The 24,698-nt window shown below is 76.0% G+C and carries 26 protein-coding genes; 16 read left to right on the top strand and 10 right to left on the bottom strand.

Annotation, left to right across the window (positions count from 1 at the left end):
- Window positions 1–107: 107 nt before the first annotated feature.
- The gene (locus NT8_RS16035) at window positions 108–710 is read right to left on the bottom strand and encodes a hemerythrin domain-containing protein (RefSeq protein WP_157515851.1); all 603 of its coding nucleotides are present in this window, start codon (window positions 708–710) and stop codon (window positions 108–110) included.
- 147 nt (window positions 711–857) lie between these two features.
- Here NT8_RS16035 and NT8_RS16040 point away from each other — a divergent pair, with 147 nt between their 5' ends.
- On the top strand, window positions 858–1,682 hold the full coding sequence (locus tag NT8_RS16040; protein ID WP_067970106.1) for an arginase family protein: 825 nt from the start codon (window positions 858–860) through the stop codon (window positions 1,680–1,682).
- A 52-nt stretch (window positions 1,683–1,734) separates the two neighbouring features.
- Complete coding sequence (locus tag NT8_RS16045; RefSeq protein ID WP_067970108.1) at window positions 1,735–1,935, top strand: hypothetical protein; 201 nt, start codon at window positions 1,735–1,737, stop codon at window positions 1,933–1,935.
- A gap of 21 nt (window positions 1,936–1,956) precedes the next feature.
- Here NT8_RS16045 and NT8_RS16050 read toward each other — a convergent pair whose 3' ends face one another.
- The gene (locus tag NT8_RS16050) at window positions 1,957–2,970 is read right to left on the bottom strand and encodes an acyltransferase domain-containing protein (RefSeq protein WP_067970110.1); all 1,014 of its coding nucleotides are present in this window, start codon (window positions 2,968–2,970) and stop codon (window positions 1,957–1,959) included.
- 176 nt (window positions 2,971–3,146) lie between these two features.
- On the opposite strand from NT8_RS16050, the gene NT8_RS16055 reads away from it, so the two are divergent.
- Complete coding sequence (locus NT8_RS16055; RefSeq protein WP_067970114.1) at window positions 3,147–4,769, top strand: AMP-binding protein; 1,623 nt, start codon at window positions 3,147–3,149, stop codon at window positions 4,767–4,769.
- Between the two features lie 42 nt (window positions 4,770–4,811).
- Here the strand turns inward: NT8_RS16055 and NT8_RS16060 are convergent, their stop codons facing one another.
- A complete protein-coding gene (locus tag NT8_RS16060; protein WP_067970168.1) occupies window positions 4,812–5,114 on the bottom strand; it encodes a 4a-hydroxytetrahydrobiopterin dehydratase in 303 nt (100 codons plus the stop codon).
- Between the two features lie 91 nt (window positions 5,115–5,205).
- Window positions 5,206–6,090, bottom strand: a complete 885-nt coding sequence (locus NT8_RS16065; RefSeq protein ID WP_067970119.1) for an SDR family oxidoreductase — start codon at window positions 6,088–6,090, stop codon at window positions 5,206–5,208.
- 168 nt (window positions 6,091–6,258) lie between these two features.
- On the opposite strand from NT8_RS16065, the gene NT8_RS16070 reads away from it, so the two are divergent.
- Entirely contained in the window at window positions 6,259–7,272 is a 1,014-nt protein-coding gene (locus tag NT8_RS16070; RefSeq protein ID WP_067970122.1) for an acetylxylan esterase, read from the top strand.
- A gap of 131 nt (window positions 7,273–7,403) precedes the next feature.
- Here the strand turns inward: NT8_RS16070 and NT8_RS16075 are convergent, their stop codons facing one another.
- A complete protein-coding gene (locus NT8_RS16075; protein ID WP_067970124.1) occupies window positions 7,404–8,189 on the bottom strand; it encodes a hypothetical protein in 786 nt (261 codons plus the stop codon).
- A gap of 159 nt (window positions 8,190–8,348) precedes the next feature.
- Here NT8_RS16075 and NT8_RS16080 point away from each other — a divergent pair, with 159 nt between their 5' ends.
- The 5 genes from NT8_RS16080 to NT8_RS16100 all read left to right on the top strand — a co-directional run bounded on the left by NT8_RS16080 (window position 8,349) and on the right by NT8_RS16100 (window position 12,948).
- Window positions 8,349–9,416, top strand: a complete 1,068-nt coding sequence (locus NT8_RS16080) for an AAA family ATPase (RefSeq protein WP_067970126.1) — start codon at window positions 8,349–8,351, stop codon at window positions 9,414–9,416.
- A gap of 5 nt (window positions 9,417–9,421) precedes the next feature.
- Window positions 9,422–10,399 (top strand): DUF58 domain-containing protein, encoded by a 978-nt coding sequence (locus NT8_RS16085; protein ID WP_067970129.1) that lies wholly within the window; start codon window positions 9,422–9,424, stop codon window positions 10,397–10,399.
- 63 nt (window positions 10,400–10,462) lie between these two features.
- A complete protein-coding gene (locus NT8_RS16090) occupies window positions 10,463–11,410 on the top strand; it encodes a VWA domain-containing protein (protein ID WP_067970130.1) in 948 nt (315 codons plus the stop codon).
- A 199-nt stretch (window positions 11,411–11,609) separates the two neighbouring features.
- Window positions 11,610–12,335, top strand: coding sequence for an HAD family hydrolase (locus tag NT8_RS16095; protein ID WP_067970133.1), 726 nt, complete (start codon window positions 11,610–11,612; stop codon window positions 12,333–12,335).
- A gap of 124 nt (window positions 12,336–12,459) precedes the next feature.
- The gene (locus NT8_RS16100) at window positions 12,460–12,948 is read left to right on the top strand and encodes a GNAT family N-acetyltransferase (RefSeq protein WP_067970135.1); all 489 of its coding nucleotides are present in this window, start codon (window positions 12,460–12,462) and stop codon (window positions 12,946–12,948) included.
- A gap of 10 nt (window positions 12,949–12,958) precedes the next feature.
- Here NT8_RS16100 and NT8_RS16105 read toward each other — a convergent pair whose 3' ends face one another.
- Window positions 12,959–13,366, bottom strand: a complete 408-nt coding sequence (locus NT8_RS16105) for a tautomerase family protein (protein ID WP_067970138.1) — start codon at window positions 13,364–13,366, stop codon at window positions 12,959–12,961.
- Between the two features lie 587 nt (window positions 13,367–13,953).
- Between NT8_RS16105 and NT8_RS16110 the strand changes: the two genes are divergently transcribed.
- Together NT8_RS16110 and NT8_RS16115 are read left to right on the top strand one after the other, a co-directional pair.
- Complete coding sequence (locus NT8_RS16110) at window positions 13,954–14,571, top strand: hypothetical protein (protein ID WP_157515852.1); 618 nt, start codon at window positions 13,954–13,956, stop codon at window positions 14,569–14,571.
- A 60-nt stretch (window positions 14,572–14,631) separates the two neighbouring features.
- Complete coding sequence (locus NT8_RS16115) at window positions 14,632–15,483, top strand: NUDIX hydrolase (RefSeq protein WP_067970144.1); 852 nt, start codon at window positions 14,632–14,634, stop codon at window positions 15,481–15,483.
- Window positions 15,484–15,493: 10 nt separating this feature from the next.
- On the opposite strand, the gene NT8_RS16120 is transcribed toward NT8_RS16115, so the two are convergent.
- From NT8_RS16120 to NT8_RS16130, 3 genes are all read right to left on the bottom strand, one after another.
- Window positions 15,494–16,753, bottom strand: a complete 1,260-nt coding sequence (locus NT8_RS16120) for an APC family permease (RefSeq protein WP_067970147.1) — start codon at window positions 16,751–16,753, stop codon at window positions 15,494–15,496.
- A 141-nt stretch (window positions 16,754–16,894) separates the two neighbouring features.
- Entirely contained in the window at window positions 16,895–17,170 is a 276-nt protein-coding gene (locus NT8_RS16125) for a DUF1876 domain-containing protein (RefSeq protein ID WP_084468995.1), read from the bottom strand.
- Window positions 17,171–17,381: 211 nt separating this feature from the next.
- Window positions 17,382–18,137: an SDR family oxidoreductase gene (locus NT8_RS16130; RefSeq protein ID WP_067970150.1), complete on the bottom strand. Its 756-nt coding sequence runs from the start codon at window positions 18,135–18,137 to the stop codon at window positions 17,382–17,384.
- A 112-nt stretch (window positions 18,138–18,249) separates the two neighbouring features.
- Here NT8_RS16130 and NT8_RS16135 point away from each other — a divergent pair, with 112 nt between their 5' ends.
- The 4 genes from NT8_RS16135 to NT8_RS16150 all read left to right on the top strand — a co-directional run bounded on the left by NT8_RS16135 (window position 18,250) and on the right by NT8_RS16150 (window position 22,344).
- Window positions 18,250–18,918: a class I SAM-dependent methyltransferase gene (locus tag NT8_RS16135; protein WP_067970153.1), complete on the top strand. Its 669-nt coding sequence runs from the start codon at window positions 18,250–18,252 to the stop codon at window positions 18,916–18,918.
- Between the two features lie 184 nt (window positions 18,919–19,102).
- Window positions 19,103–19,666, top strand: coding sequence for a TrmH family RNA methyltransferase (locus tag NT8_RS16140; RefSeq protein WP_067970156.1), 564 nt, complete (start codon window positions 19,103–19,105; stop codon window positions 19,664–19,666).
- A gap of 267 nt (window positions 19,667–19,933) precedes the next feature.
- Window positions 19,934–21,328: a hemolysin family protein gene (locus NT8_RS16145; protein WP_067970159.1), complete on the top strand. Its 1,395-nt coding sequence runs from the start codon at window positions 19,934–19,936 to the stop codon at window positions 21,326–21,328.
- Entirely contained in the window at window positions 21,325–22,344 is a 1,020-nt protein-coding gene (locus NT8_RS16150) for a hemolysin family protein (RefSeq protein ID WP_067970162.1), read from the top strand. Before NT8_RS16145 ends, NT8_RS16150 begins: the two co-directional genes overlap by 4 nt.
- Before the next feature lie 170 nt (window positions 22,345–22,514).
- On the opposite strand, the gene NT8_RS16155 is transcribed toward NT8_RS16150, so the two are convergent.
- Window positions 22,515–23,141 carry a class I SAM-dependent methyltransferase gene (locus NT8_RS16155; RefSeq protein WP_067970165.1) on the bottom strand — a complete coding sequence of 209 codons (627 nt, stop codon included), beginning with the start codon at window positions 23,139–23,141 and terminating at the stop codon, window positions 22,515–22,517.
- Between the two features lie 235 nt (window positions 23,142–23,376).
- Here NT8_RS16155 and NT8_RS16160 point away from each other — a divergent pair, with 235 nt between their 5' ends.
- The gene (locus NT8_RS16160) at window positions 23,377–24,564 is read left to right on the top strand and encodes a pentapeptide repeat-containing protein (protein ID WP_084468994.1); all 1,188 of its coding nucleotides are present in this window, start codon (window positions 23,377–23,379) and stop codon (window positions 24,562–24,564) included.
- The last annotated feature ends 134 nt before the right edge of the window (window positions 24,565–24,698 follow it).

A 24,698-nucleotide genomic window follows, 5' to 3' on the forward strand; every position in this document is an offset into this window, starting at 1 on the left:
ACACCACCGTCGCCGTCCGCTACCACCCCTGACCCCGCCCCCGGGTGCCGCCCCCGCCCCCGGGGCGGCACCCGGGCCCACCAAGCCCGCCCCGCACCGCGTCCACCTCACCCCCGCGGCCGCCCCCGCGCCCCCCGCTCCTCCGCCGCCGACGCCCCTTCGCCCGCCCTCGGCCGCGGCGCACCCGACCCCCCGCCGCGCCCCGCCGCGTCCTCCCGCGACCGCCGCAACCACGCCACCCGCGTCCGCTCGAAGCCCTCCCCCAACCGCTCCAACCCCGCCGGGTCGACCACCGCGCGCAACGCCGGCAGCACCCGCGTCTCCTCCTCGCGCACGTGGCGCACCACCACGTCCACGAACTCGTGCAGCAGGTCGTCGAACCCCGGCGAGCTCGGATCACACGCGCACAACCGCCCCAGCACCTCACCCGCCACCCGGTGCTCACGCGCCCCCCGCACCACGTCCGCCCCGCCGCCCTCCGCCTCCGGCACCACCGCCCCCGCACCCGCCCGGTCCCCCGCCACCCCCGCCGCCGCCCGCACCACCACCGGGTACACGTGCTCCTCCTCGGCCGCACCGTGCGCCGCGAACCGCGCCGCGACCTCGCCCACGAGCCGCTCCCGGCCCTCCGGCTCTTTCGCCAACCGGTCCACCATCTCCTCCAGCTCCCGGTGGTCGCGGGTGATCAACGTGATGACATCGCGCGCCATACCGTCCGCCCTCCCCTCCACGTCCGCTCCGGCCCCCCGCCGGACGACCCGGCCCGCTACCCGCCGCCCCCGCCCACCACACACCCGCCGCCCGCCCCGGGACGTTCGTCCCTGCTGGGCACCACCGCCCCCGGCTAGGGTCGGGGCATGGTGTGGCAGCGCGACGTGGACCTGGTGGTACCCCTGTGGCAGGGCGGCGGCCACATCGGCGTGGCCGCCGGCGCCGCCGCCCTCGCCCGCATGGTCGCCCCCAGCGGCGGCCGCCTGCACATCTCCGTCGCCGACGGCACCCCCACCGCCCACGACGGCGTGCAGGCCCTCGACACCGTCGCCGACACCCTCCAGCGCCTGCACGACCGCCTCGCCCGCCGCGACCCCGCCCGCGTCCTCACCCTCGGCGGCGACTGCGCCAGCGACCTCGCCGCCATGCGCCACCTCGCCGCCCGCCACCCCGGCCTCACCGTCTACTGGGTCGACGCCCACGCCGACCTCAACACCCCCGCCACCTCCCCCAGCGGCCGCGCCCACGGCATGGGCCTGCGCACCCTGCTCGGCGACGGCCACCCCCGCCTCGTCGGCACCCCCGCCCCCGCCCTGCACCCCGCCCAGGTCACCCTCGTCGGCACCCGCGACCTCGACCCCGCCGAACGCGCCTACGTCACCGCCCACGGCATCGACCGCGTCGCCGCCGGCGAGATCGCCGCCGACCCCCGCGCCGCCACCGCCCGCCGCCACGCCGGCGGCCCCGCCTACATCCACCTCGATCTCGACGTGTGCGACCCCGGCGACCTCCCCGCCGTCGCCTGCCCCACCCCCGGCGGCCCCGGCACCCCCGCCGTCGCCGCCGCCCTGGCCGCCATCGCCGCCCACCACGACCTGGTCGGCGCCGCCGTGTGCGAGTACACCCCCGACACCCCCCACGACGCCGACCGGGTGCGCGCCCTGCTCGCCGCCCTGGGACTCACCGGCTGACCCGCCGCACCCGGGCCGCTCCCCCGGCCCGCCCACCGCCTATCCTGCGGAGATGGAGATCGTCATCGTCTGCCCCGCCTGCCAGGGCAGCGGACTGCGCGTCACCGTCGTCGGCTACAGCGGCAGCGACCTCTCCGGGGAGATGGTCGTCCCCCGCCGCTGCACCGACTGCTCCGGCTCGGGACGCCGCCCCACCCCCGGCTGGGGCGCCGCCGCCGACCCCGGCGACGACGCCCCCGGCTCCGACGAGTGACCCCGCCGCGCCCGCCCGCCCCTACAGGCGCAGCCACCCCGTCCGCACCCGCCACGTGCCGCCCGCCGCCAGGTGGTCCAGCAGGGCCCGCTCCAGCGTGGTCCGCCGCGGCGCCCGCTCCGGAGCCACCTCCACCGACCGGAACACGAACCGGAACACGTCCGCCTCACCCGGCGCGCCCTCGCCCTCCACCAGCGTGAACCGCCGCTGGAAGCGCACGATGTTCGACCCCTCCGGCAGGTACTCCGCCAACCGCGGGTCCAGCAGCCACGACGTGCACGTCGCCACCGGGTAGTCGGCGCCGAAGTGCTCCCGGAAGAACCCCCGCGCCCGCCCCAGCGACGCCCCCACCGCCGCGTCGTCGAGCGGACCGCCCGGAGCGATGTGCAGCCGCAGCACCGGCCGCCCCCACTCCAGCTCCGCGCCCAGCTCCGCCGCCCGCTCCGGCGCGGGCCACTCCACCGCCCCCTGCACGCCCAGCCGCGCCGGCTCGTACTGCAACCGCCCCAGCTCGTACAGGCCCGCCCGGAAGTGCAGCGCCACCCACGTCGCGATCTCCAACCCCAGGTACCCGAAGATCTGCCGCGTCTTCACCACGTGCCGGCCCACGTCCGACAGCGTCGCCGCCCGCACCTCCTCCGGCACCCCGTACCGGTCGTACACCCGCTCCAGCAGCGGCACCGCCGCCGCCAGCGCGAACACCACCGCACACCGCGCCCGCACGTCGGCCACCCGCACCTGCGACGGCCAGCTCCGCCACTCCCGCCGCCCCGCCGCCAGGTCCGCGGCCACCACCGCGTACATCCGCTCCATCAGCCACCACAGCTCCACCGGCCACGACGCGTCCGGCCAGATCTCCAGCAGCTCCTCGGCGTCCCGGGGCTCGCACCCCAACCGCGCCAGAACCGCCGGCGCCTCCGCCCGGCCCGGCAGCGGCAGCCCGCCCTCCGGCACCGGCAGCCCCGACGCCTCCTCCAACCACCCCCGCATCTCCGCACCCAGATCGAACCGGTCCACCACAGCAGCGACGTCCATGCGCCATATCGTCGCGCCTCCCGCCCCCCAAGGCCACACCCCGCACGGGCGCCCCGCCCCGCCCACCCCGGTGAGACGCCCGTCGCCCCCGGGTGAGGGCACCATCACAACCCACGACATAGGCTGGTACCGCCCCACACACGACCACAGAACACCGGAAAAGGGGACCACCACCGATGCCCGACCCGGCGCAGCGCCTCAGCGACTGGCTCGCCACCTACGCCACCCCCACCGCATCGGTGGCCCACCTCCTCTGCGACCGCCACCCCGCCCACCACACCGCCCTCACCGAGATCGGCCCCGACCTCACCCCCCACGACCTCACCTACGGCGAACTCGCCCACCGCTCCACCGCTCTCGCCGCCGGCCTCGCCCGCCTCGGCATCGGCCCCGGCGACCACGTCGCCACCCTCATGGGCAAAGGCATCGACCTCGCCGTCACCGCCCTCGCCGTCTGGCGGCTCGGCGCCGTCCACGTCCCCCTCTTCACCGCCTTCGCCCCCTCCGCCATCGCCCACCGCATCACCCACCCCACCGTCCGCCTCGTCGTCGCCGACGACGACCAGCGCCCCAAGCTCGACCCCGGCCGCGACCTCCCCCACGACGCCCCCTGGCACGTCGCCACCACCGGCCCCCGCCCCCTCCGCCCCGGCGACCACACCCTGACCGAACTCGCCGCCACCCCCGACCCCGCACCCCCCACCGCCGCCGTCGGCGGCGACGCCCCCTTCGTCCTCCTGCACACCTCCGGCACCGCCGGACCCCCCAAGGCCGTCCCCGTCCCCGTCCGCGCCCTCGCCGCCCTCCACGCCCACCACCACTACGGACTCGACGTCACCGACGACGACGTCTACTGGAACACCGGCGACCCCGGCTGGGCCTACGGCCTCTACTACGGCCTCATCTCCCCCCTCCTCGCCGGCCACCGCACCCTCCACCTGCGCGCCGGATTCGACCCCGAACTCACCCTCGACGTCCTCGCCACCCAGGGCGTCACCAACCTCGCCGCCTCCCCCACCGTCTACCGCACGCTCCGCGCCACCCTGAAGACCCTGCCCCCCGAGATCGCCGTCCGCCGCCTCTCCAGCGCCGGTGAACCCCTCCACCCCGACGTCGTCGACTGGGCCACCGACCACTTCGGCGTCCCCGTCCACGACCACTACGGCCAGAGCGAACTCGGCATCTGCGTCGGCCAGCACCACCACCCCGACACCGCCACCGACCTGCGCCCCGCCGCCACCGGCACCCCCCTGCCCGGCTGGGCCGTGACCGTCCTCGACACCCTCGCCGACGATGAGGCGCCCCCCGGCGCCTTCGGCCGCGTCGCCGTCGACGCCAAGGCCAGCCCCGCCATGTGGTTCACCGGCTACCTCGCCAACCCCGCCGCCACCGCCGCCCGCTTCACCCCCGACGGCCGCTGGTACCTCACCGGCGACACCGGCAGCCGCGACCGCGACGGCTACCTCTACTTCTCCTCACGCGACGACGACGCGATCCTCATGTCCGGCTACCGCATCGGCCCCTTCGACGTCGAATCCGCCCTCATGGAGCACCCCGCCGTCGCCGAGACCGCCGTCTACGGCGTCCCCGACGAACTCCGCGGCCAGACCGTCGCCGCCACCGTCGTCCTGCACGAGGGCTTCCACCCCGGCGACGACCTCGCCGACGAACTCCGCGAGATCGTCCGCACCCGGTTCGCCGCCCACGCCTACCCGCGCCGCATCACCTTCGCCGACCAGCTCCCCCGCACCCCCTCGGGCAAGATCCGCCGATCACGCCTGGGCGCCCCCCGGCGCTGACCCCGCCCCCGGTGCCGCCCCCGCCGCACCGGGCCGGGCCCCTCACCCCGCCGGCCGGGCCGCCGCCACAACGGCGTCGATCCGCCCCGCCAGGTCCAGGTCGGCCGCCGTCACCCCGCCCGCCACGTGCGTGCTCAGGTGGAACACCACCCGGTCGTAGCGGATGTCCATGTCCGGGTGGTGGCCCACCTCCTCGGCCACCCGCGCCACCGACGCGACCACCCCCACCGCCGACACGAAGTCCGGCAACCGCACCGACCGCCGGATCTCGCGCCGATCCGGCACCCACTCCCACCCCTCGACCCCGCGCAGCCCTTCCGCGATCGCGTCCTCGTCCAGCAGCACCGCACCCACCCCACTCCGTCGTCCGGCCCGTTCGGCCTCCGCCCGCCTACCTACCGCACGACCGCCCCGTCCAACCCCCGCACCACCCCGCTCACGCGCCGCCCTCCGGCCGCCGCCCACCGGCCCGCCACCGGGCGAAGCCCCCCTCGGTGCTGATCACCTGCCCCGTGATCCACCGCGCCTCGTCCGTCGCCAGCCACGCGATCAACCGCGCCGGATCGTCGGGGAACCCGTACCGGCCGAACGGGAACATCGGCTCCACCCACTCCCACAGCGCCCCGGTCAGATACCCCGTCTGCACCGGCCCCGGGTTCACCGTGTTCACCGTGATCCGCCGGTCCGCCAACTCCTCGGCCACCGTCAGCGTGATCGCCGCCAGCGCCCCCTTGGCCGCCGCGTACGCCACCTCGCCCACCATCGGCCCCTGGCCCTGACCCGACGTCAGGAACACCAGCCGCCCGCCCTCACCACCCCGGTGCCGCGCGGCGAACGCCTGCGCCAGCAGCAGCACCGACCGCGCGTCGACCGCCCAGTGCCCGTCCAGCATCTCCGCCGTCACCGCCTCCAGCGACGCGTCACCCCCGTTGCGAGCGTGGTTGGCCACCACCACGTCCAGCCGGCCGAACTCCGCCACCGCCGCGTCGACCACCCGCGCCGGCGCCTGCGGATCGGCCATGTCCGCGTCCACACCGGCCACCCGCGCCCCGTGCGCCGCGCCCGCCTCGCGCACCCCGGCCAGCACCTCCGCCAGGTCGTCGGCGCCCCACGGCTGCGCCTCGTCGTGTGCCCGGAAGTGGTGGCACAGCACGTCGGCCCCGTAGGCCGCCAACCGCCGGGCCACCGCGTACCCGATTCCGTCGCGCCGGCTCACCCCCGTGACCAGGGCGGCCCGCCCCCGCAGCGGCAGCGGGTCGCGCGCCAACTCCGCCACCGACGGGTGGTGCACCGGGACCGGGATCTCGTCGCTCTCGCTCATGGGGCCACCCTCACCGCGTCCCCCACCCCCCGCAACCGGTTTTCGGCCACCCGCGCGACGCGCCGGGACCGCCCCGCTGCGGTGGCGACGGCAGCGCCCGGGGTATCCCCACCCCGGACCGCGCGCTCCTCGCGCGCGGCCGCCCGCACGCGAGGAGGCACCACCACCGTGTACGTCGACCTGCCCCTGGACCGCCTGCGCGAGCACCGCGCCGAACGCCCCGCCCCCGACGACTTCGACGCCTTCTGGCGCACCACCCTGGAGGAGGTCCGCGCCCACCCGCTGGACGTGCGCGCGGCACCGGCCGCCACCCCGCTGCGCACCGTCGAGGTCCGCGACGTCACCTACGCCGGCTTCGGCGGCCACCCCGTGCGCGCCTGGCTGCGCACCCCCCGAGGGGCGGAGGGGCCGCTGCCGGCCGTCGTGGAGTTCCCCGGCTACGGCAACGGGCGGGGCGACGTCCTGGACTCCCTGGTGTGGGCCGCCGCCGGATACGCCCACCTGACGATGGACGTGCGCGGCCAGGGCGCCGCCGGCCGCCAGCCCGGCGCCACCCCCGACCCGGTCGGCGCTCCGCCCGCGCACCCCGGCTCCATGACCCGCGGCATCACCGACCCGGCCGGCTACTACTACCGCCGGGTCATCTCCGACGCGGTCCGCGCGGTCGAGGCCGCCCGCGCGCTCCCCGCCGTCGACCCGGCCCGGGTCGCCGTCCTGGGCACCTCCCAGGGCGGCGGGCTCGCGCTCGCGGCCGGCGCGCTCACCGGGGACGTCGCGGCGGTCGTCTCCCGCGTGCCGTTCCTCTGCCAGTTCGACCGGGCCGTCACCATCACCGACGCGGACCCCTACGCCGAGATCCGCCGCTACCTGGCGGTGCACCGGGGGGACGCCGCCGCGGCGCTGCGGACGCTCTCCTATATGGACGGGGTGCACTTCGCGGCGCGCGCCCAGGCGCCGGCGCTGCTGTCGGCGGCGCTGATGGACGACGTCTGCCCGCCCTCGACGGTGTTCGCGGCCTTCCACGCCTACGCCGCGCCCGCCGACCTGGACGTGTGGCCGTTCAACGGCCACGAGGGCGGGGCCACCGCCGACCTGCACGCCGCGCTCGGGTTCCTCGCCCCGCTGCTGAAGGGGGAGCCGGTGGCGGCGGCGGGCGAGGTGCGGGTGCACGGCGCGCCGTAGGGGCCGGGTGCGGACAGCGGGGTGCGCGACAGCGGGGGCGCATTCGGGTATGCCCGGAACCAGCACCTTGACGGCGTAGATCCGTCATATCCGGTGTGCGGCGGCGGTCCGGGGTGGTGGGGCGGTCCCTGCTACGCCTGGCCGCTGGGGTCGATCGGCATGTCGGGGAAGTCGTCCTCGTCGAGCTCCACCGTGGGCACGTCGGTCGGCTCGCCGCTGCCGGACGGCCGCGGCGACGCCGACGGGCTCCCGCTGGGGTCGTCCGTCGGCTCGGCCGACCCCGACCCCTCCGGTGAGGGCGACGGCGACGCGGACGCGCTGGGCGTCGGGCTCGGCCGGTCGGCCGCCGCCCCGCCGATCCGCGCCGTGAAGTGCGACAGCCACAGGAACAGCACCACCAGCAGCGCCGCGAACAGCAGCAGGACCACGATCAGCGCGGCCACCACGGGCCGGCTCGCGCCCCCGGGGTCGACCGATGCCGCCCCGCCCCGCCCGGCACCGCCCGGCCAGTGCCAGCGGCCGGTCGCCGGGGTACCCCCGCCCGCCGCCCAGTACGGGGCGTAGGCGGGCCCGCCGGCGCGCTCGCCGGCGCCCGCGCCCACCACGCCCACGGGCGCCAGGAACGCGCCCGCCTGCGCGCCGTCGCCGCGCACGGCGGCCCACGGCGCGGCGGCGCCACCGGTGTTGGACGCCAACACCTTCGGCGCACCGGACACCCCGACGCCCTTGGTGACCGCCGCGACGAACCGGTCGCGCGCCGCCGGGTCGGCCGCCGCGCCCGCGCTGAGCATCACCACGCTCACCGCGCGGCCCCGGGAGTCGTGCGCCCGGTAGACCACGCCCTCGGGGCCCTCGCTGACCCGCTCGCTCAGCCGGAAGCCCCCGAGCTGGCGCGGATCGGCATCCTGCAGCGGCACTCTCGTCCTCCCTCAACGTGGTCGGTGCCACATTCACCGACAGGTCCCGCGATGACCGGTCGTACACGGTTCGAACGGGTAGCATCGCCGATGCGTGACCATCAACGTACCCGGCGGCGGCACCGTGGGGGCGGCACCGCTCGTTGAAAGGCTGGAGACATGCCGGAAACCGACCCCGCGCCCGACACCGCCCGCGACCGCTCCGACCGCCCCTCCGGCGCGGGCGAGCCCACGCGGCTGCTGCGGGCGGCGCTGCAGGAGGTCTCCACCGTCATCGTCGGCCAGGACCAGATGGTCGAGCGCACCATGATCGCGCTGATCGCGCGCGGCCACTGCCTCCTGGAGGGCGTGCCGGGCATCGCCAAGACGCTGGCGGTCTCCACGCTGGCCCGGGTCACCGGCGGGTCGTTCACCCGCATCCAGTTCACCCCCGACCTGGTGCCCTCCGACATCGTCGGCACCCGCATCTACCACCCCTCCACCGAGCAGTTCGACGTCGAACTGGGCCCGGTCTTCGCCAACTTCGTGCTCGCCGACGAGATCAACCGGGCGCCCGCCAAGGTGCAGTCCTCGCTGCTGGAGGTCATGGCCGAGAAGCAGGTGTCGCTCGGCGGCACCACGCACCGGCTGCCCGACCCCTTCGTCGTCATCGCCACGCAGAACCCGGTCGAGTCCGAGGGCGTGTACCCGCTCCCCGAGGCCCAGCGCGACCGGTTCCTGATGAAGGTCGTCGTCGCCCACCCGCGCGCGCACGAGGAGATGGAGATCCTGCGGCGCATGAGCGCCGCCCCGCCGGAGGCCCACCAGGTCCTCGACCCCGTCACGCTGCGCGAACTCCAGCACGACGCCGAACGGGTGCACGTCCACCAGCTCATCGCCGACTACATCGTGCGGCTGGTCATGGCCACCCGCGAACCCGAGAACTACGGGGTGCCAGAGCTGCGCCGGGTGCTGGAGGTCGGCGCCAGCCCGCGGGCCACCCTCGGCCTGGTCGCCGCCTCGCGCGCGCTCGCCCTGCTGCGCGGCCGCGACTACGTCCTGCCCGAGGACGTGCGCACGCTGGCCCGCGACGTCATGGCGCACCGCCTCGTCCTGACCTTCGACGCCCTCGCCGACGGCATCACCACCACCCAGATCGTCGACCGGGTGCTGGCGGCGGTACCGCCGCCCCGCGTCATCTGGGACGACCCGGCCGGCGGGGAGCAGACCGCGATGGCCGCCCGGTAGCGCCCATGCCGTCCTTCTCCGGCACCCCCGGCCTCGACCCGCGGCTGCACTCCGCCCTGCACCACCTCGACCTCAAGGTGGTGCGCCGACTGGAGGGGCTGCTGCACGGCGAGCACCTGGGGCTGCGCCTGGGACCGGGCAGCGAGCCCGCCGAGGCCCGCACCTACCAGCCGGGTGAGGACGACGTCCGCCGCATGGACTGGTCGGTGACCGCCCGCACCACCACGCCGCACGTGCGCGACCTGGTCGCCGACCGCGAACTGGAGACCTGGACCCTGCTCGACCTGTCGGCCAGCATGGACTTCGGCACCGGCAGCCAGGAGAAGCGCGACATCGCCATCGGCGCGCTGGCCGCCGTCAACATCCTGACCCAGCGGGTGGGCGACCGGTTCGGCGCGCACTTCCTGCACCGCGGCCGCATCCGGCGCTGGCCCGCCCGGTCGGGCACCGCCGCGCTGCTGTCGCTGCTGTCCACGGTCGCCGCCGCGCCGCGCGGCGCCCCCGGCGACACCGCGCCCGGGGCGGCCTCCCTCGCCGACGCGCTGGCCGACTTCGCCCGCACCCGGAGCCGGCGCGGGCTGCGCGTGGTGGTGTCGGACTTCCTGGACACCCCGCCCGACCCCGGCGCCCCGCCCGACTGGGAGCGCCCGCTGCGCCTCCTGGCGTCGCGCCACCAGGCCATCGCCATCGAGGTGCTCGATCCCCGCGAACTCGACCTTCCCGACATAGGATTGGTCACCGTGCAGGACCCCGAGACCGGGCGGGTGCGCGAGGTCCGCCTCACCGCACGGGTCCGCGAGGACTACCGGCGGGCCGCCCTGGCGCAGCGCGGCGCCGTGCAGGCCGCGCTCCGCCGCTGCGGCGTCCCGCACCTGGTGCTGCGCACCGACCGCGACTGGGTGGTGGACATGGCCCGGTTCGTGGTCGAGCAGCGGCGCACCGCGCACCGGCTCGCCCGCCACACCCCGGCCGTACCCCGCTGACCCCCGCCCCGGCGGCCTCGGGCCCGACCAGCACGCGCACGACCGACGCAGAGAGGACCACGGGTGACCTTCCTATCCGCCGGCTGGCTGTGGCTGCTGCTGGCGCTCGCCGCCCTCGTGGCCGCCTACGTCCTGGTCCAGGGCCGCCGCACCCGGTACACGCTGCGGTTCACCAACCTGGCCCTGCTCGACCGGGTGGCGCCGCGCCGGCCCGGGTGGCGGCGGCACGTCCCGGCGGTCCTGTTCTGCCTGACCATCGCGGTGCTCATCGGCGCCATGGCCCGCCCGGCCATGCCGGTCGAGGTGCCGCGCGAGCGCGCCACCATCATCGTCGCCATGGACGTGTCGCCGTCGATGGCCGCCAGCGACGTCGACCCCGACCGCCTCACCGCCGCCAAGGAGTCCGCCAAGGGGTTCGTGGACTCCCTGCCCGACCGGTTCAACGTCGGCCTGGTGGCGTTCTCCTCCACGGCCAGCGTGGTCTCCTCCCCCACCCAGGACCACCGGGCGGTCATCGACTCCATCGAGAACCTGCAGATGTCGCCGGGGACCGCCATCGGCGAGGGCGTGTTCACGTCGCTCCAGTCCATCAGCTCCTTCGACGAGGAGGCCGGCGAGAACCCGCCGCCGGCCGCGATCGTGCTGCTGTCCGACGGCGAGAACACCAGCGGGCGGCCCATCACGGCCGCCGGGAGGGCGGCCGAGGACGCCCAGGTGCCCGTCTCCACCATCGCGTTCGGCACCGGCTCGGCCATCATCGAGATCAACGGCGAGCCGGTCGAGGCCGACATCGACAAGGAGGCGCTGGAGCGCCTGGCCGACTCCACCCGCGGCCACTTCTACGAGGCCGAGTCGGAGCAGGAGCTGAGCGACGTCTACGACGACATCGGGTCGTCGCTGGGCAGCGAGACCGTGGACCAGGAGATCGTCACCTGGTTCGTGTTCATGGCGCTGCTCCTGGCGGGGGCCACCGGCGTGACCTCGCTCATGTGGTTCCAGCGCCTGCCCTGACCTCTTCCGGCCACCCGTGCGCCGCGCGTCCCCGGCGGGGCGGGCGTTGCCGCCGCGTGTGCCGGGTGCGGCGGCCGGATGGCCGGAGCGCCCGCGCGGGCCCCTGCTCCGCTCCCGATGCCGGATTCCTGCTGCTCACCCGATACCGTGGCGATGTTTGCCCGCTTGCCGGGAACGCCGGACCAGAGGAAAAGGAACGATGCCGGACACCACCCCCGCGCCAGCGGCGGTCTTCTTCGATCTCGACGACACGCTGCTGGACGACCACGCGGCCAGTTCCGCCGGACTGCGCACCCTCATGGAGCGGCTCGGGCACCCCGAGTTCTCCGCCGCCCGCCACCTGTGGGACGTGCAGACCGAGATCTCCTTCGGCGCCTACGTCGCGGGCCGGCTCACGCTGACCGAGCAGCGCCGCGAGCGCGTGCGCGCCCTGGCCACGCAGGCCGGGCACTCCTTCGTCTCCGACGAGCACTGCGACGAGCTGTACGCCCACTACCTCGCCGCCCACCGGTCGGCCTGGCGGGCCTTCGACGACGTCGTCCCCGCGCTCACCTCGCTGGCCTCGGCCGGTATCCGGCTCGGCGTCATCACCAACGGCATCGAGTCGCTGCAGCACGACAAGCTCGGGGTCCTCGGCATCGGCGGCCACTTCCCCGTGGTCGTGTGCGCCGACACCGCCGGGGCGGGCAAGCCGGACCCGCGCATCTTCCACCTCGCCTGCCACCGGCTGGGGGTCGCCCCCGCCCAGTCCTGGCACGTCGGCGACCAGCTGCGCGCCGACGCCCTGGGCGCGGTGTCGGCGGGGCTGCGCCCCATCCTGATCGACCGGCGCGCCCGCCACACGTCCCCGCCCGCTGAGGTCACCACCATCACCGGCCTGCCCGGCCTGCTGCGCCTGATCCCCGCCGGGACCGGCCTGCTCTAGCCAACGGGGAGCGGCCCCGGGTGACCCGGCCACCCGCACGCCACTACCGCCGCGCGGGCCGGGTTGCGAGAGTGGGCCGCGCGGGGCGCCGCGCCGGCGGGCCCGGGGGACGGAGGTCCGCGCGATGCCCACCGTGGAGCTGCGCCCGGCGGTGCCGGGCGACGCCGAGTTCTGCTTCCGGCTGCACCGGGCCGCCCTCGGCCCCTACGTGGCGCAGGTGTGGGGGTGGGACGAGGCCGAGCAGCGGGCCTACCACCGGCGCTCCTTCCGCGCGGCGGGCCGGTGGATCATCGCCGTCGACGGGGTCGACGCGGGGGTCCTGGCGCTCGACCACGGCGCGGCGGAGGACTACCTGGGGCTGATCGAACTCCACCCCCGGTTCCAGGGGCGCGGCATCGGGTCGCGCGTCCTGCGGTGCCTGCTCGACCGCGCGGCCGGGCGTGGCCGCGACCTGGTGGTGGACGTCCTCACCGTGAACCACCGGGCCCGCGCGTTCTACCTGCGGCACGGCTTCCGCGAGGAGGGCCGCCACGGTGAGGGCGGCCGCAAGGTCCGGCTGCGCGCGGTGCCGCGCGAGGGCGGCGCCGCCCCCTCCCCGGACCGGCCGCGCTGACGCGCGGGCGTCATCCGGCGGCGCCGCCCTCGGGGCCGGGCGCGTACTGGGCCTCGCCGTGGCCGAGGGACCAGTCGATCGACGCGTTCTCGGTCAGGGTGACCAGCACGTTGCGGGGCTCCGTCCCGGCGTAGGCGTGGGCGCGCGCCGCGATCTCCCGGTACAGGGCGCGCTTCCGCTCGGGTGTGCGCCCGGCGCGCAGGGTGATGGCGACGTAGACGACGCCGTCGTCCCGGTCCACCCCGAGATAGCCGCCGTGGCGGAGCGTGCTCGCGGTGCCGTCGTGGTCGGTGAGCACCTGGAACCGGTCGTCGGGCGGGATGCCGAGGGCCGCCGTGAGCGCGTCCTGGACCGCGCGGCCGAGCGCGTCGAGGCGGTCGGGGCCGGCCCGCAGGGCGTCGATGCGGACGAAGGGCATGCGCGTTCCTCTCTCGGCCGGGGCCGCCGCCCCGGCCCGTTCGCCGTGCCGCCGCGCCGGGAGGGGCGCGGCCGGGTCCGGCACGCACGGGCCGCATGGGCCGTGCCGCCGCGCGCGGCCCGCCGGACGGCCGCCAGTGTACATACCGATAGGTACAGACGTCTCCGAGGGCCACCGCTCCCCCACCCGGCGGGCCGGTGCCCGGCCACCGCCTCCAAACGGCGCTCCCGGACCCCGACGGACCCCCGTATCGGTGTCCGGCCGCCCTCCCCAGGTGTCACCGCTCCCCGACCCGGCGGACCCCGGGCCGGTGCCCGGCCGCAGGCGTTCGGCGGTCCCACTCCCCTACCGGCGCCCCTCGGTGCGGCGCCCGGCCGCCGTCTCCGGGTGCCCCCGCTCCCGGACCCGGCGGCCCCCGCGCCGGTGCCCCGCTGCCATCTCCAAGTGCCACCGCTCCCCGACCCGGCGGCCGCCGCGCCGGTGTCCGGCCGGGTGCGGCGCACTACGATGGACCCCATGCGTGAACGGCCCTCTCCCTGCTCCGGCGGCCGCCCGCCGCGTCCCCGCGACCGCTCCGGGCGGCGGCCATGAGCCGCGTCGCCGTGGGGGTGCGCGACCTCGGCGGCACCGACGGCACCGGCCGGGCCGCCCTCGTCACCCTGCGCGCCGCCGGCGGCGCCGCCCCGGAGATCCTCGACCTCCGCGACCTCGTCCTCGTCGGCGGTGACCTGCCCGCGCGGGTCTACCACGCCGCCGCCGGGCTCCGTCCCGACGACGCCCAGCCGCTGGTCCGGCGGGTCGCCGCGGCGGCCGCCGAGGCCGCGGGCGCCGCGTTCGACGCGCTGGTCGCCGACCTCGCCCCCGAGGGGATCGACGTCGCGGCCGTCGCCATCGACGACACCGCCTCGGCCGCCCTGGACGTGCCGCTGGCCGACGTCCTCGGCTCGCCCCAGCGCGCGCTCGCCGCCGAGCGCGCCCTGTACCGCGAGGCGCTGGCCGCGGCCGCCGAGGAGCGCGGGATCGGCGTGCTGCGCTACCCCGACGCCGACCTGCCCGGCTTCGCCGCCGCCGCGCTCGGCCTGGAGGCCGACGCCGCCGAGGAGCGGCTGGCCGCCTGGGGCCGCACCGTCGGCGCCCCGTGGGAGCCCGCGCACCGCGACGCCGCGCTGGCGTCCTGGCTCGCCGCCGCCGCACCGCGCCCCTGACCCGCCCCCGCCCCCGCCCCCGGTGATCATCGGCCGGGTCCGGGGCGGGAGACTGGGGGCATGCGCGACGCCTCCGACCCCGTGCCCCCCGCCCCCTCCGATGCCGCGGCGCCGACCGACGGCCCGGCCCCGGCCCCCCGCCGGGGACGCCGGGTGACCGCGCACGTCGTCGGGGCGGACGGCGCGACCACGGCCCCGGGCCGGCTGGTGCGCTTCGGCGACGACCCGGCCGAGGTCGCCCGCGCTGCGGGCGGCCTGCCCGCCGACGCGCCGCTCACGGCCCGCGACGCGCGCACCGAGATCGCCGTCGTCGACACCCCCGGCGGACCGCTGGAGCTGCACGTCGACCGGCTGTTCTACACCCCCGCCGGAGCGGCGTCCGACGCCCCGTTCTCCGCGCCGCCCCGGCCGTGGCTCCCGCGCCCTGGGGACCTGCTGGCCGAGGAGCCGGACCGGCCGGTGCCGTCGCTGCGCCGGTTCGCCTCCTACGGCGTGGTGACCGACCCGGCCGGGCGCATCCTGCTGGCCCTGATCGCCCCCGGGTTCCCGGGGGCCGGCACCTGGCACCTGCCGGGCGGCGGCGTGGACCACGGGGAGGACGCGCGGGCCGCGCTGCGCCGCGAGATCTACGAGGAGACCGGGCAGGACGGCGGGGTGGGCCGGCTGGTCGCGATCTCCCACCACGCCCGGCCGGGGCAGATGGGCCCCGAGAACCGGCCCACCGACATCTACGCGGTCTGGGTGTTCTTCCACGCGCACGTCGCCGCGCCGGTGCCGACCCGGGTCACCGAGACCGCGGGGTCGACCGCCGACTGCGGCTGGTTCGCCCCCGAGGACCTGCCGCACCTGCGGCTGTCGCTCACCGCCCGGCGCGCCCTGGGGTCGCTGGGAGCGGCGGCGGAGGGGCGGTAGCGGCGGGCGGTCAGCCGCGCCGCGCCGGCACCGCGCGGCGCAGCAGCCACACCCCCGCTCCGGCGGCGAGCACGGCGGCGCCCGCCACGACCGACGGCAGCGGCAGGCTGAGCCCGAGCACCACGCACCCCGCCAGGCCGGTGACCGGCACCAGCAGCGGGGGCCGGTTCTCCTGCGGCCCCAGGCGCAGCGCCGACGCGTTGGCGATGAGGTAGTAGGCGAGCACCCCGAACGCGGAGAAGCCGATGGCCCCCCGCAGGTCGACCGCCAGCACCAGCAGGCACGCGGCCGCGCCGACCGCGATCTCGGCCCGATAGGGCGCCCCGGTGCGCCCGTGGACGGCGGCCAGGACGCGGGGCAGGTGGCCGTCGGCGGCCATGGCCGCGACCGTCCGCGACACGCCGAGCTGCAGGGTCAGCAGCGCGCCCAGGCTGGCCAGGGCGGCGCCCGCGACGACGGCCGGGGACAGGACCGGCCACCCGGCGGCGACGACGGTGTCGACCAGCGGCGCGGCGCTGGCGGCCAGCCCTTCGCGGCCGAGCACGGTCAGCGCGGACGCGCCCACCAGCAGGTAGACGGCGAACACCCCGCCCAAGGTGAGCGTGATCGCCCGCGGGATGGTGGTGCGGGGCTCGCGGACCTCGGACCCCAGTGTGGCGATGCGGGCATAGCCGGCGAACGCGAAGAACAGCATGCCCGCGGCGCCGAAGACCCCGAAGAACCCGGGCCACACGCCCTGCACGGAGAGCTGGTCCAGGCGCGCCTCGCTGCCGCCGAGCGCGACCGCGACGACCGCCGCGAGGACGGCCAGCACGGCGGCCAGCAGCAGCCGGGTGAACCAGGCCGAGCGGCGCACCCCGTGGTAGTTGACCGCGGTGAGCGCGGCGATCGAGGCCACCGCCATCGGCCGCTCCCAGCCGGGGAAGGCGTAGGCGGCGAAGGTCAGCGCCATGGCCGCGCAGGAGGCGGTCTTGCCCACGACGAACGCCCACCCGGCGAGGTAGCCCCACAGTTCGCCCAGCCGTTCGCGCCCGTAGACGTAGGTGCCGCCGGACTGGGGGTGGCGGGCCGCCAGCCGCGCCGAGGAGGTGGCGTTGCAGTAGGCCACCACGGCGGCGATCAGCAGGGCGGCCGGCAGCCACGCCCCGGCCTTCTCGGCCGCCGGCGCGAACACCGCGAAGACGCCCGCGCCGATCATCGCGGCGGCGCCGAGGGTCACCGCGTCGGCGGTGCCCAGGACGCGCGCAGGCGGGCCAGGAGAGGTGGTCATATCCGTTGAGTCTGCCCCAGCATGATCACGCCTCAGTGAACTTCACCCCTCGGCGACGCGTCCACAACCGGCCGTGTCCGGCCGCCGCTGGGCGGCGCGGCGCCGGGGCGGGCCGGACGGCGGGCGGTTCGGCGCGGGCGGTCACGCGCGCCACGGGGTGCCGGTCTGCTCCGAGATGTCCTCGGCGGCGGCCCGGCGCATGTTCCGGGCGAGGTCGGCCAGGGCGCGCGAGACGGCGAGTTCGTCGCCGATCTCGGGCACGTCGAGGTCGGCGGGGTGCTTGCGGGCCATGCCGTGGCCGCGCAGGTGCGCGCCGTCCTCGGCGTCCAGGCCGACCTCGGCCCAGGTCCGGCAGGTGTCGCCGTCGGTCTCCTCCGAGAGCAGGACGTCGATGTTCCACCGCTTCGTGGTGTGCATCTTGGCCACCTCCATCAACCGTGGTGTCGGGCCGGTCGGGGCGGGGCGGCCCCGGGCGGTCCGGCGCGCGGCGTGCCCGCCGGTGGTCCGCGGTGCCCGTTCCGACCATTTTCGCCGCCGTCCGGAGCGGACGCAATGGTCAGGGGCCTTACCCCGCGCCCGGGGCCCCGGGCCGCGCGGGTCCGCGCGGGCGCGCCGCCCCGCCCGCGGGCTACTCCACGCCGGCGCTGAGGGTGCGGCCGCCGTCGAGGGTGTGGGTCTGCCCGGTGACCCAGGACGCCTCGTCGGAGGCGAGGTAGGCGATGGCGGCGGCGACGTCCTCGGGTTCACCGAGGCGGCGCAGGGGGTAGCCGGCGGCGACCTCGGCCTCGTTCTCGGCGAACAGGGCGGTGGCGAAGCTGGTGCGCACCACGGCGGGGGCCACGGCGTTGACCCGGATGCCGGGCGCCAGCTCGTAGGCGAGCTGCCCGGTGAGGTTGATCAGCGCGGCCTTGCTCGCGCCGTAGACGGCGATGCCCGGCGAGGGGTGCTGCCCGGCCAGCGACGCGACGTTGACGACCGCGCCGCCGTGCTCCTTCATCCACGCGTGGTAGGCGGCACTCACCCACGCCATGGCGGCGATCACGTTGACCTCGAAGATCTTGGCCATGGCCGCGGGCTCGACGTTGACGATCGCGTCGAACACCGGGTTGATGCCGGTGTTGTTGACGAGCACGTCGATGCGGCCGAACTCCGCCAGGGTGCGCTCGATCACCTCGGCGCGGTGCTCGGCGTCGTGGGCCTTGCCCGCGATGCCCAGGGCGGTGCCGGCGCCGCCCAGTTCGGCCACGGCCTTCGCCAGCGGTTCGGGCTTGCGGGCGGTGATGACCACCCGGCCGCCCTCGTCGGCGATGCGGCGGGCCGCGGCGAAGCCGATCCCCCGGCTCGCCCCGGTGATGATCGCGACCTTCCCGTCGAAACGTCCCACGAGCGGCGTCCTTTCCTCGGTGCACGGTGCGCGCCCCACAGTACCGACCGGCCGGTCGGTCGCTCCACCCGGGCGGGCCCGCCGACGGCTCCGCTGCTGGTAGCGTCGCCGCGTGGCGCAGCACTACTTCGACCCCGATCCCGGCGCGGCCAGCCGGCCCGCGACGGTCGACCTCGTCCTGGCCGACGTCCACCTCCGGCTGGGCACCGACCGCGGGATGTTCTCCCCCGACCGGGTCGACCTCGGCACCCGCGTCCTGCTGGAGAGCGTGCCCGCGCCGCCCCAGCGGGGGCGGCTGCTCGACGTCGGCTGCGGGTACGGCCCGATCGCCCTGACCTTGGCGGCCCGCGCCCCCGGCGCCGCGGTGCTGGGGGTCGACGTCAACGCCCGCGCCGTCGCCCTGGCCCGCGCCAACGCCGCCGCCAACGGGTTCGGCAACGCCCGCTTCCACCTGATCACCCCCGACGGCGCGCCCGCCGGGGGCCCCGAGGACCAGGAGGACCCGGACGGCGCGGAGGGCGCCACGGACGCGGCCGACCCGCTGGCCGGCCCCTTCGACGCCATCTGGTCCAACCCGCCGATCCGGGTCGGCAAGCCGGTCCTGCACGGCCTGCTGCGCACCTGGCTCGGCCGGCTCGCCCCCGGCGCGGCCGCCCACCTGGTGGTCCAGCGCAACCTGGGGTCGGACTCCCTGCAGCGCTGGCTCGACGCCAACGGGTTCCCCACCGAACGGGCGGCCTCGCGGGCCGGGTTCCGGGTCCTGCGCGCCGTGCGCGCCTGAGGCGGGCGCGGCAGGTCCGCTGCGGGCAGGCCCCGGCGCCGCCCGCCGCGCGGGCGGCCCCGGCCGCAGGGGCGCGGGACCCGCGAACACGCTCCGGCGCCCTGGCGGCGGCGCCGCGCGCCCGATCGCCTATCCTGTCCTTTCGACCCGCCCCACCACGCCCGATACGAGGAACACAGCCCAGGTGAGCACGCAGCTGCGCCCCACTGACGTCAAGCGACTCAACCGCCAATGGCGCCGGCGCACCGAGGGCCGTGTCGCCCTCATCGTCGAGTCCGTCACCCAGCCGTTCAACCTGGGGTCGATCCTGCGGACCTGCGCGGCCTTCGGGGTCGACCGGATGTGGCTCACCGGCAACGCCATCGAGCCCACGCACCCGCAGGTCGGCAAGACCGCCCTGGGGTCCGAGGCCAAGCTGCGGTGGGAGCGGCTGCGCTCCACCACCGACGCCGCCGCCGCGGCCCGCGCCGACGGCTACCGCGTCGTCGCGGTCGAGCTGGCGCGCGGCGCCGTCCCGCTGCACGAGGCCCCGCTGGAGGGCGACGTCTGCCTGGCCGTGGGCGCCGAGGACCACGGGTGCTCGCCCGCGCTGCTGGGCGCGGTCGACTCCGTCGCCTACATCCCGCAGATCGGCCGCGTCGGGTCGCTGAACGTCGCCGTCGCCACCGCCATCGCGGTCGCCGAGACCCGGGGCCGCGAATGGCGCGCCATGCCCGCGGCCGACGGCCCCGAGACCGCCGCCGACTGACCCGGCGGCGCCCGCTGCGGGCACCCCCGGCCCGCACGTCCGGGCCGGGGAAAAATCGCGTCCCGGGTGGTTCAACCTGGGGCTCCGGGGAATTTCTCCGGATCGACGTTTGTATTCTCGTAGTACGCGAGAAGAGAGAGGAAAAGTGGACCCGTCCCGAAGTACCTGCAGCGTCCGCATCGGACGCTGTGCCCCCGACTCAGACGAGCCCCCCTCACCAGAGGGCGTGCGCACCGGAACTGACCACTCCGAGGCGGTGCGTGCGACATGACCGGCGTCATCCTCAGCATCCTCCTCGGAGTGGTGGTGGTCCTTCTGATCACCGCGGCGACGGGTTACTTCGTCGCCCAGGAGTTCGGCTACATGGCGGTCGACCGTTCCCGCCTGAAGGCCCGCGCGGCGCAGGGCGACACCGGTGCCCGCCGCGCTCTCGACATCACCGACCGCACCTCGTTCATGCTTTCGGGTGCCCAGCTCGGTATCACCGTCACCGGTCTGCTCGTCGGCTACGTCGCCGAGCCGATGATCGGTGAGGGCGTCGGCGAACTGCTCGGCGTGGCGGGCGTCCCCACCGGCGCCGGGATCGCCGCCGGAACCGTCCTGGCGCTGCTGTTCTCCACGGTGGTCCAGATGGTGTTCGGTGAGCTGTTCCCGAAGAACCTGGCGATCGCCCGGCCCGAACCCGTGGCGCGCTGGCTGGCCCTGTCGACCCGCATCTACCTGCGCGCGTTCGGCTGGCTGATCTGGCTGTTCGACCAGGCGGCGATCCTGCTGCTCAAGGCGGTGCGGATCGAACCCGTCGAGGACGTCCAGCACGCGGCCACCCCGCGCGACCTGGAGCGCATCGTCGAGGAGTCGCGCGAGAGCGGCGACCTGCCGGCCGAGCTGTCCACCCTGCTCGACCGCACCCTCGACTTCCACGACCGCACGGCCGAGCACGCGATGATCCCGCGCCCGCAGGTCGCCACGGTCGAGTCCGCCGACCCGGTCAGCCGGGTGGTGGAGCAGATGGCGTCCGGGCACTCGCGCTTCCCCGTGATGGGCGAGGACGTGGACGACGTCATCGGCATCGTCTGCCTGCGCGACGTGCTGGCGCTGGGCGACACCGACCTCGGCTCCGTGAAGGTGTCGTCGGTGGCGCGCCCGCCGGTGCTGGTGCCGGGGTCGCTGCCGCTGCCCGCGGTGCTCGACCGGCTGCGCGACTCCGACGAGGAGTTCGCCTGCGTGGTGGACGAGTACGGCGGCCTGGCGGGGGTCATCACCACCGAGGACATCGCCGAGGAGCTGGTCGGCGAGATCGCCGACGAGCACGACCCCGAGGACGCCGGTGAGGCGCGCGTGGGCGACGACGGCAGCTGGCTGCTGCCGGGCGCGCTGCACGTGGACGAGGTCGAGCGGCTGCTCGGGCACGACCTGCCCGACGGCGACTACGAGACCATCGGCGGCCTGGTGATCAACGAGCTGCGCCGGCTCCCCGAGCCCGGCGACAGCGTCCTCATCGACCTGCCGCGGCACCCGGGCGCCCACGACGGCGACCCGCTGCGCTCGGTGGAGCTGAGCGTGGAGAACGTCGACCGGCACGTGCCCGAGACCGTCCGCCTGGAGCTGCGCGAGCGCCCCGAGGACGAGCCGGCGCGGCCGAACAGTGAGGTGTCCGCATGAGCGACATGAACCCCGTTGTCGCCCTGCTGATCTCGGCGGCGATCATCGTGCTCAGCGCGTTCTTCGTCGCGATCGAGTTCGCCCTGGTGGCGGCGCGCCGCTACCGGCTGGAGGAGGCCGCCGAGACCAGCGCGTCGGCGCGGGCGGCGCTGAAGAGCGCCCGCGACCTGTCGCTGCTGCTGGCGGGCTCCCAGCTCGGCATCACGCTGTGCACGCTGGCGCTGGGCGCCATCACCAAGCCGGCGGTGCACCACCTGCTGGAGCCGCTGTTCCACGGGTGGCTGCCCGAGGCCGTGTCCTATGTGGTGTCGTTCGTGGTGTCGCTGGTCGTGGTGACGTTCCTGCACCTGGTCGTGGGTGAGATGGCGCCCAAGTCCTGGGCCATCTCGCACCCGGAGCGGTCGGCGACCCTGCTGGCCATCCCGATGCGGGCGTTCATGTGGTTCACCCGCCCCGTGCTGGTGACCCTGAACGGCATGGCCAACTGGTGCCTGCACCGGGTGGGCGTCGACGCGGTGGACGAGGTCGCGTCGGGGCACGGCCCCGAGGACCTGCGGGAGCTGGTGGACCACTCGGCCAAGGCGGGCGCCCTGGACGAGGACCGCCGCGAGCAGCTCGCCACGGCGCTGGAGGTCAACTCCCGCCCGCTGCGCGAGATCGTGACCCCGCGCGACGAGCTGGCCGGGGTCCGCCCGGAGGCGGGCCTGGACGACATCAAGCGGGTGTCGCGCGAGTCGGGCCACCTGCGCCTGGTCGTGCTGGACAGCGAGGGCGACACGCCGGTGGGGGTGCTGCACGTCCGCGACGCGCTGACCAGCGCGCCCGACACCACGGCGGCCGACCTGATGCGCCCGGTACTCACCCTGGAGGCCACCACCCCGATCTACGCGGCGCTCAGCATCATGCGCGAGAGCCGCAGCCACCTGGCCCTCGTGGAGGACGAGGCCGGGATGGTGGGGCTGGTGACGCTCCAGGACATGCTGGACCGCCTGCTGCTGCTCGACTCGGCGGCCTGACGGCCCCACGCACGCGGCCGGGTCCCCTGCGGGCCCGGCCGCTCTTCGTTCTTGAGCCTCCCCGTTGATCTCGGCGCCGTCGGGGCACGGGCACGGGAGCGCTCCCGTGCCCCGACGGCGTCGAGATCACCGCGCGTCGGGCCGTGGGGGCGGCCCGAGAACGGGCGGGGTCAGCGGTCGTGGGGGCGGGTGGCGTGGACGAGGAGGACGGTGCGGGCGTGCGGGCCGGCGACGTCGAGGCGCTCGGCCGTGATCCCGGTGAAGCCGGCGGCGGCGGCGAGCGCGGCGGCCGCGTCGGGGGCGTCCGGTACCGGGAGGTCGGCGGCGACGAGGGCGGCGAACGCCGCCGAGGGGGTGAACGTGGCGGCGGTCGGCAGACTGAACGCCACCCGTCCGCCGGGGCGGAGCACCCGCCGCCAGTCGCGCAGCGCGGCCGCACCCAGGAAGTGCAGCGACGACGCGCAGAGGACGACGTCGGCGGACCCGTCGGGCAGGGGCGCGGGAACGGCCGGCCCGGTCCGCCAGTCGATCCGCCCGCCGGGGTCGAGCCGGTCCGCCCGCTGCCGCGCGCGCTCCAGCATCCGGGGCGAGAAGTCGACGGCCACCACCCGTTCGGGGTCGAGCAGCCGGACGGCGGCGAACGCCGCCGCCCCGCTGCCGGTGGCCGCGTCGTAGACCAGCCGCACGGGGTCGGCGCCGGCCGCCCGCACCGTGAGCGCGTCGGCGACGGTGGTGTGGAAGGCGTCGTCGTAGCCGTCGGCCGCCGCGTCGAACGCCGCGGCCCCTGTCGTGTCCATCCGCGGAGGATAGCGGCCCCGGGCCCGGTCGGGCTGCCGGGAGGCCGACAACCCGGGGTGCCGGCGGCTACGGGCATGCGCACGCCGCCCCGGCGGTGGTGGAAGACGAGTCGAGAGCCTGCGCGACGCGCGCGGCGACGCAGGTGACGGCAAGGCCGGGAACCTGGCGGAACGGATTATCCACGGAATCGCGCAAGCGGCTGACGGGACGCGGCCCGTGCGGTGGAATGCCGCCATGCAGAACATCGCAGAAATCGGACAGGTCGTGCGGGCAAGGATGTGGCGGTACAGGATGCGGCTACTCGCCGTAACGGCCATCGGTGGCGCGGTGCTCCTCCTGTGGCTGATCTTGGGGCCGGTGACCGACTGGGCCGCAGGGCCCGAGGTGCATCGGCTGCCTGACCGAGAGGAAGCGGCGGCGATCAACGCGGTGCGCCAGACGCTCTTGCAGGCGTCGGGCGGCACGGCCGCGTTGTCGGCCCTGGTCTTCACCGCGACGAACTACCTGCTGAACCGGCGCGGCCAGTTCACCGACCGCTACACTGCGGCCATCGCCCAATTGGCGTCCGAGAAGATGGAGGAACGGATCGGGGGAATCTACGCGCTGGAGCACGTCATGCTCGAGTCCGAGCGTGATCACTCGACGGTGGTCGAGGTACTTGTGTCCTTCGTTCGTGAGAACGCCCCAGTGAGGGAGCAGCCGACCGGTGCGTCCGGCCACGGACGTTGGATGCACCCACCGACTGGAATCGACGACGCCCCGACGGATACCGAGCGGGACCGTCCCGCAACCGATATCCAAGCAGCGCTGTCCGTCATCAGCCGCCGTCCGAAGCGGCCCGAGCCCCATCCACTCGACCTCAACCGCACCGACCTGCGGGGGGCCAACCTCCGTTCAGCGTCGCTGGCCGCCGCGAACCTGCAAGGTGCTCGCCTCGCTCATGCGGACCTGACGGGGGCCGACCTCGACGGCGCGTACCTGAGAGGCACGCGGCTGGAGGGCGCTTGCCTCCGCGACGCGCGACTCAACGACACCCACCTGTGGCGCGCACGGCTCAGCGACGCGGTCCTTGGAGGCACACAGCTGAACCGCGCGTTCCTTTGGCGTGCGCAGCTTCAACACGCCGACTTGAGGGACGCGCAGTTGAACGACGCGGTCCTTCGGGACGCACGGCTCGAAGGCGCTCATCTGTGGAACGCACAGCTCAACGGCGCGGACCTGAAGGGCGCCCACCTCACCGGCGCGTTCCTGTGGGACGCGCAGCTCAACGGCGCGGACCTGAAAGGGGCCAAGCTTGACCACGCGGACATGAAGGGGGTCCGGCTCGCCGACGCGAAGCTAGCGGGCGCGGAGGTGGGCGGCGTACGCGGGCTCTCTCCGGAACAGATGGCTGCGGTCGCGGAGGCCACGGGAATCGTCTAACGGTCCGTTAGAGCGACGTCGCCGTCCGTGGCACGGGCGGGGATCTCGTGGTACCGAACGAGCACATGTTGCCGCAATGGGCGTTTCGCGGGAATCGGCGGGTGGGCGCGGCTGTTGCCACTTGACGCCCGCCC

This window comes from Nocardiopsis trehalosi NBRC 14201, from assembly GCF_001552555.1.
GTDB classification, from domain to species: Bacteria; Actinomycetota; Actinomycetes; order Streptosporangiales; family Streptosporangiaceae; genus Nocardiopsis_B; species Nocardiopsis_B trehalosi.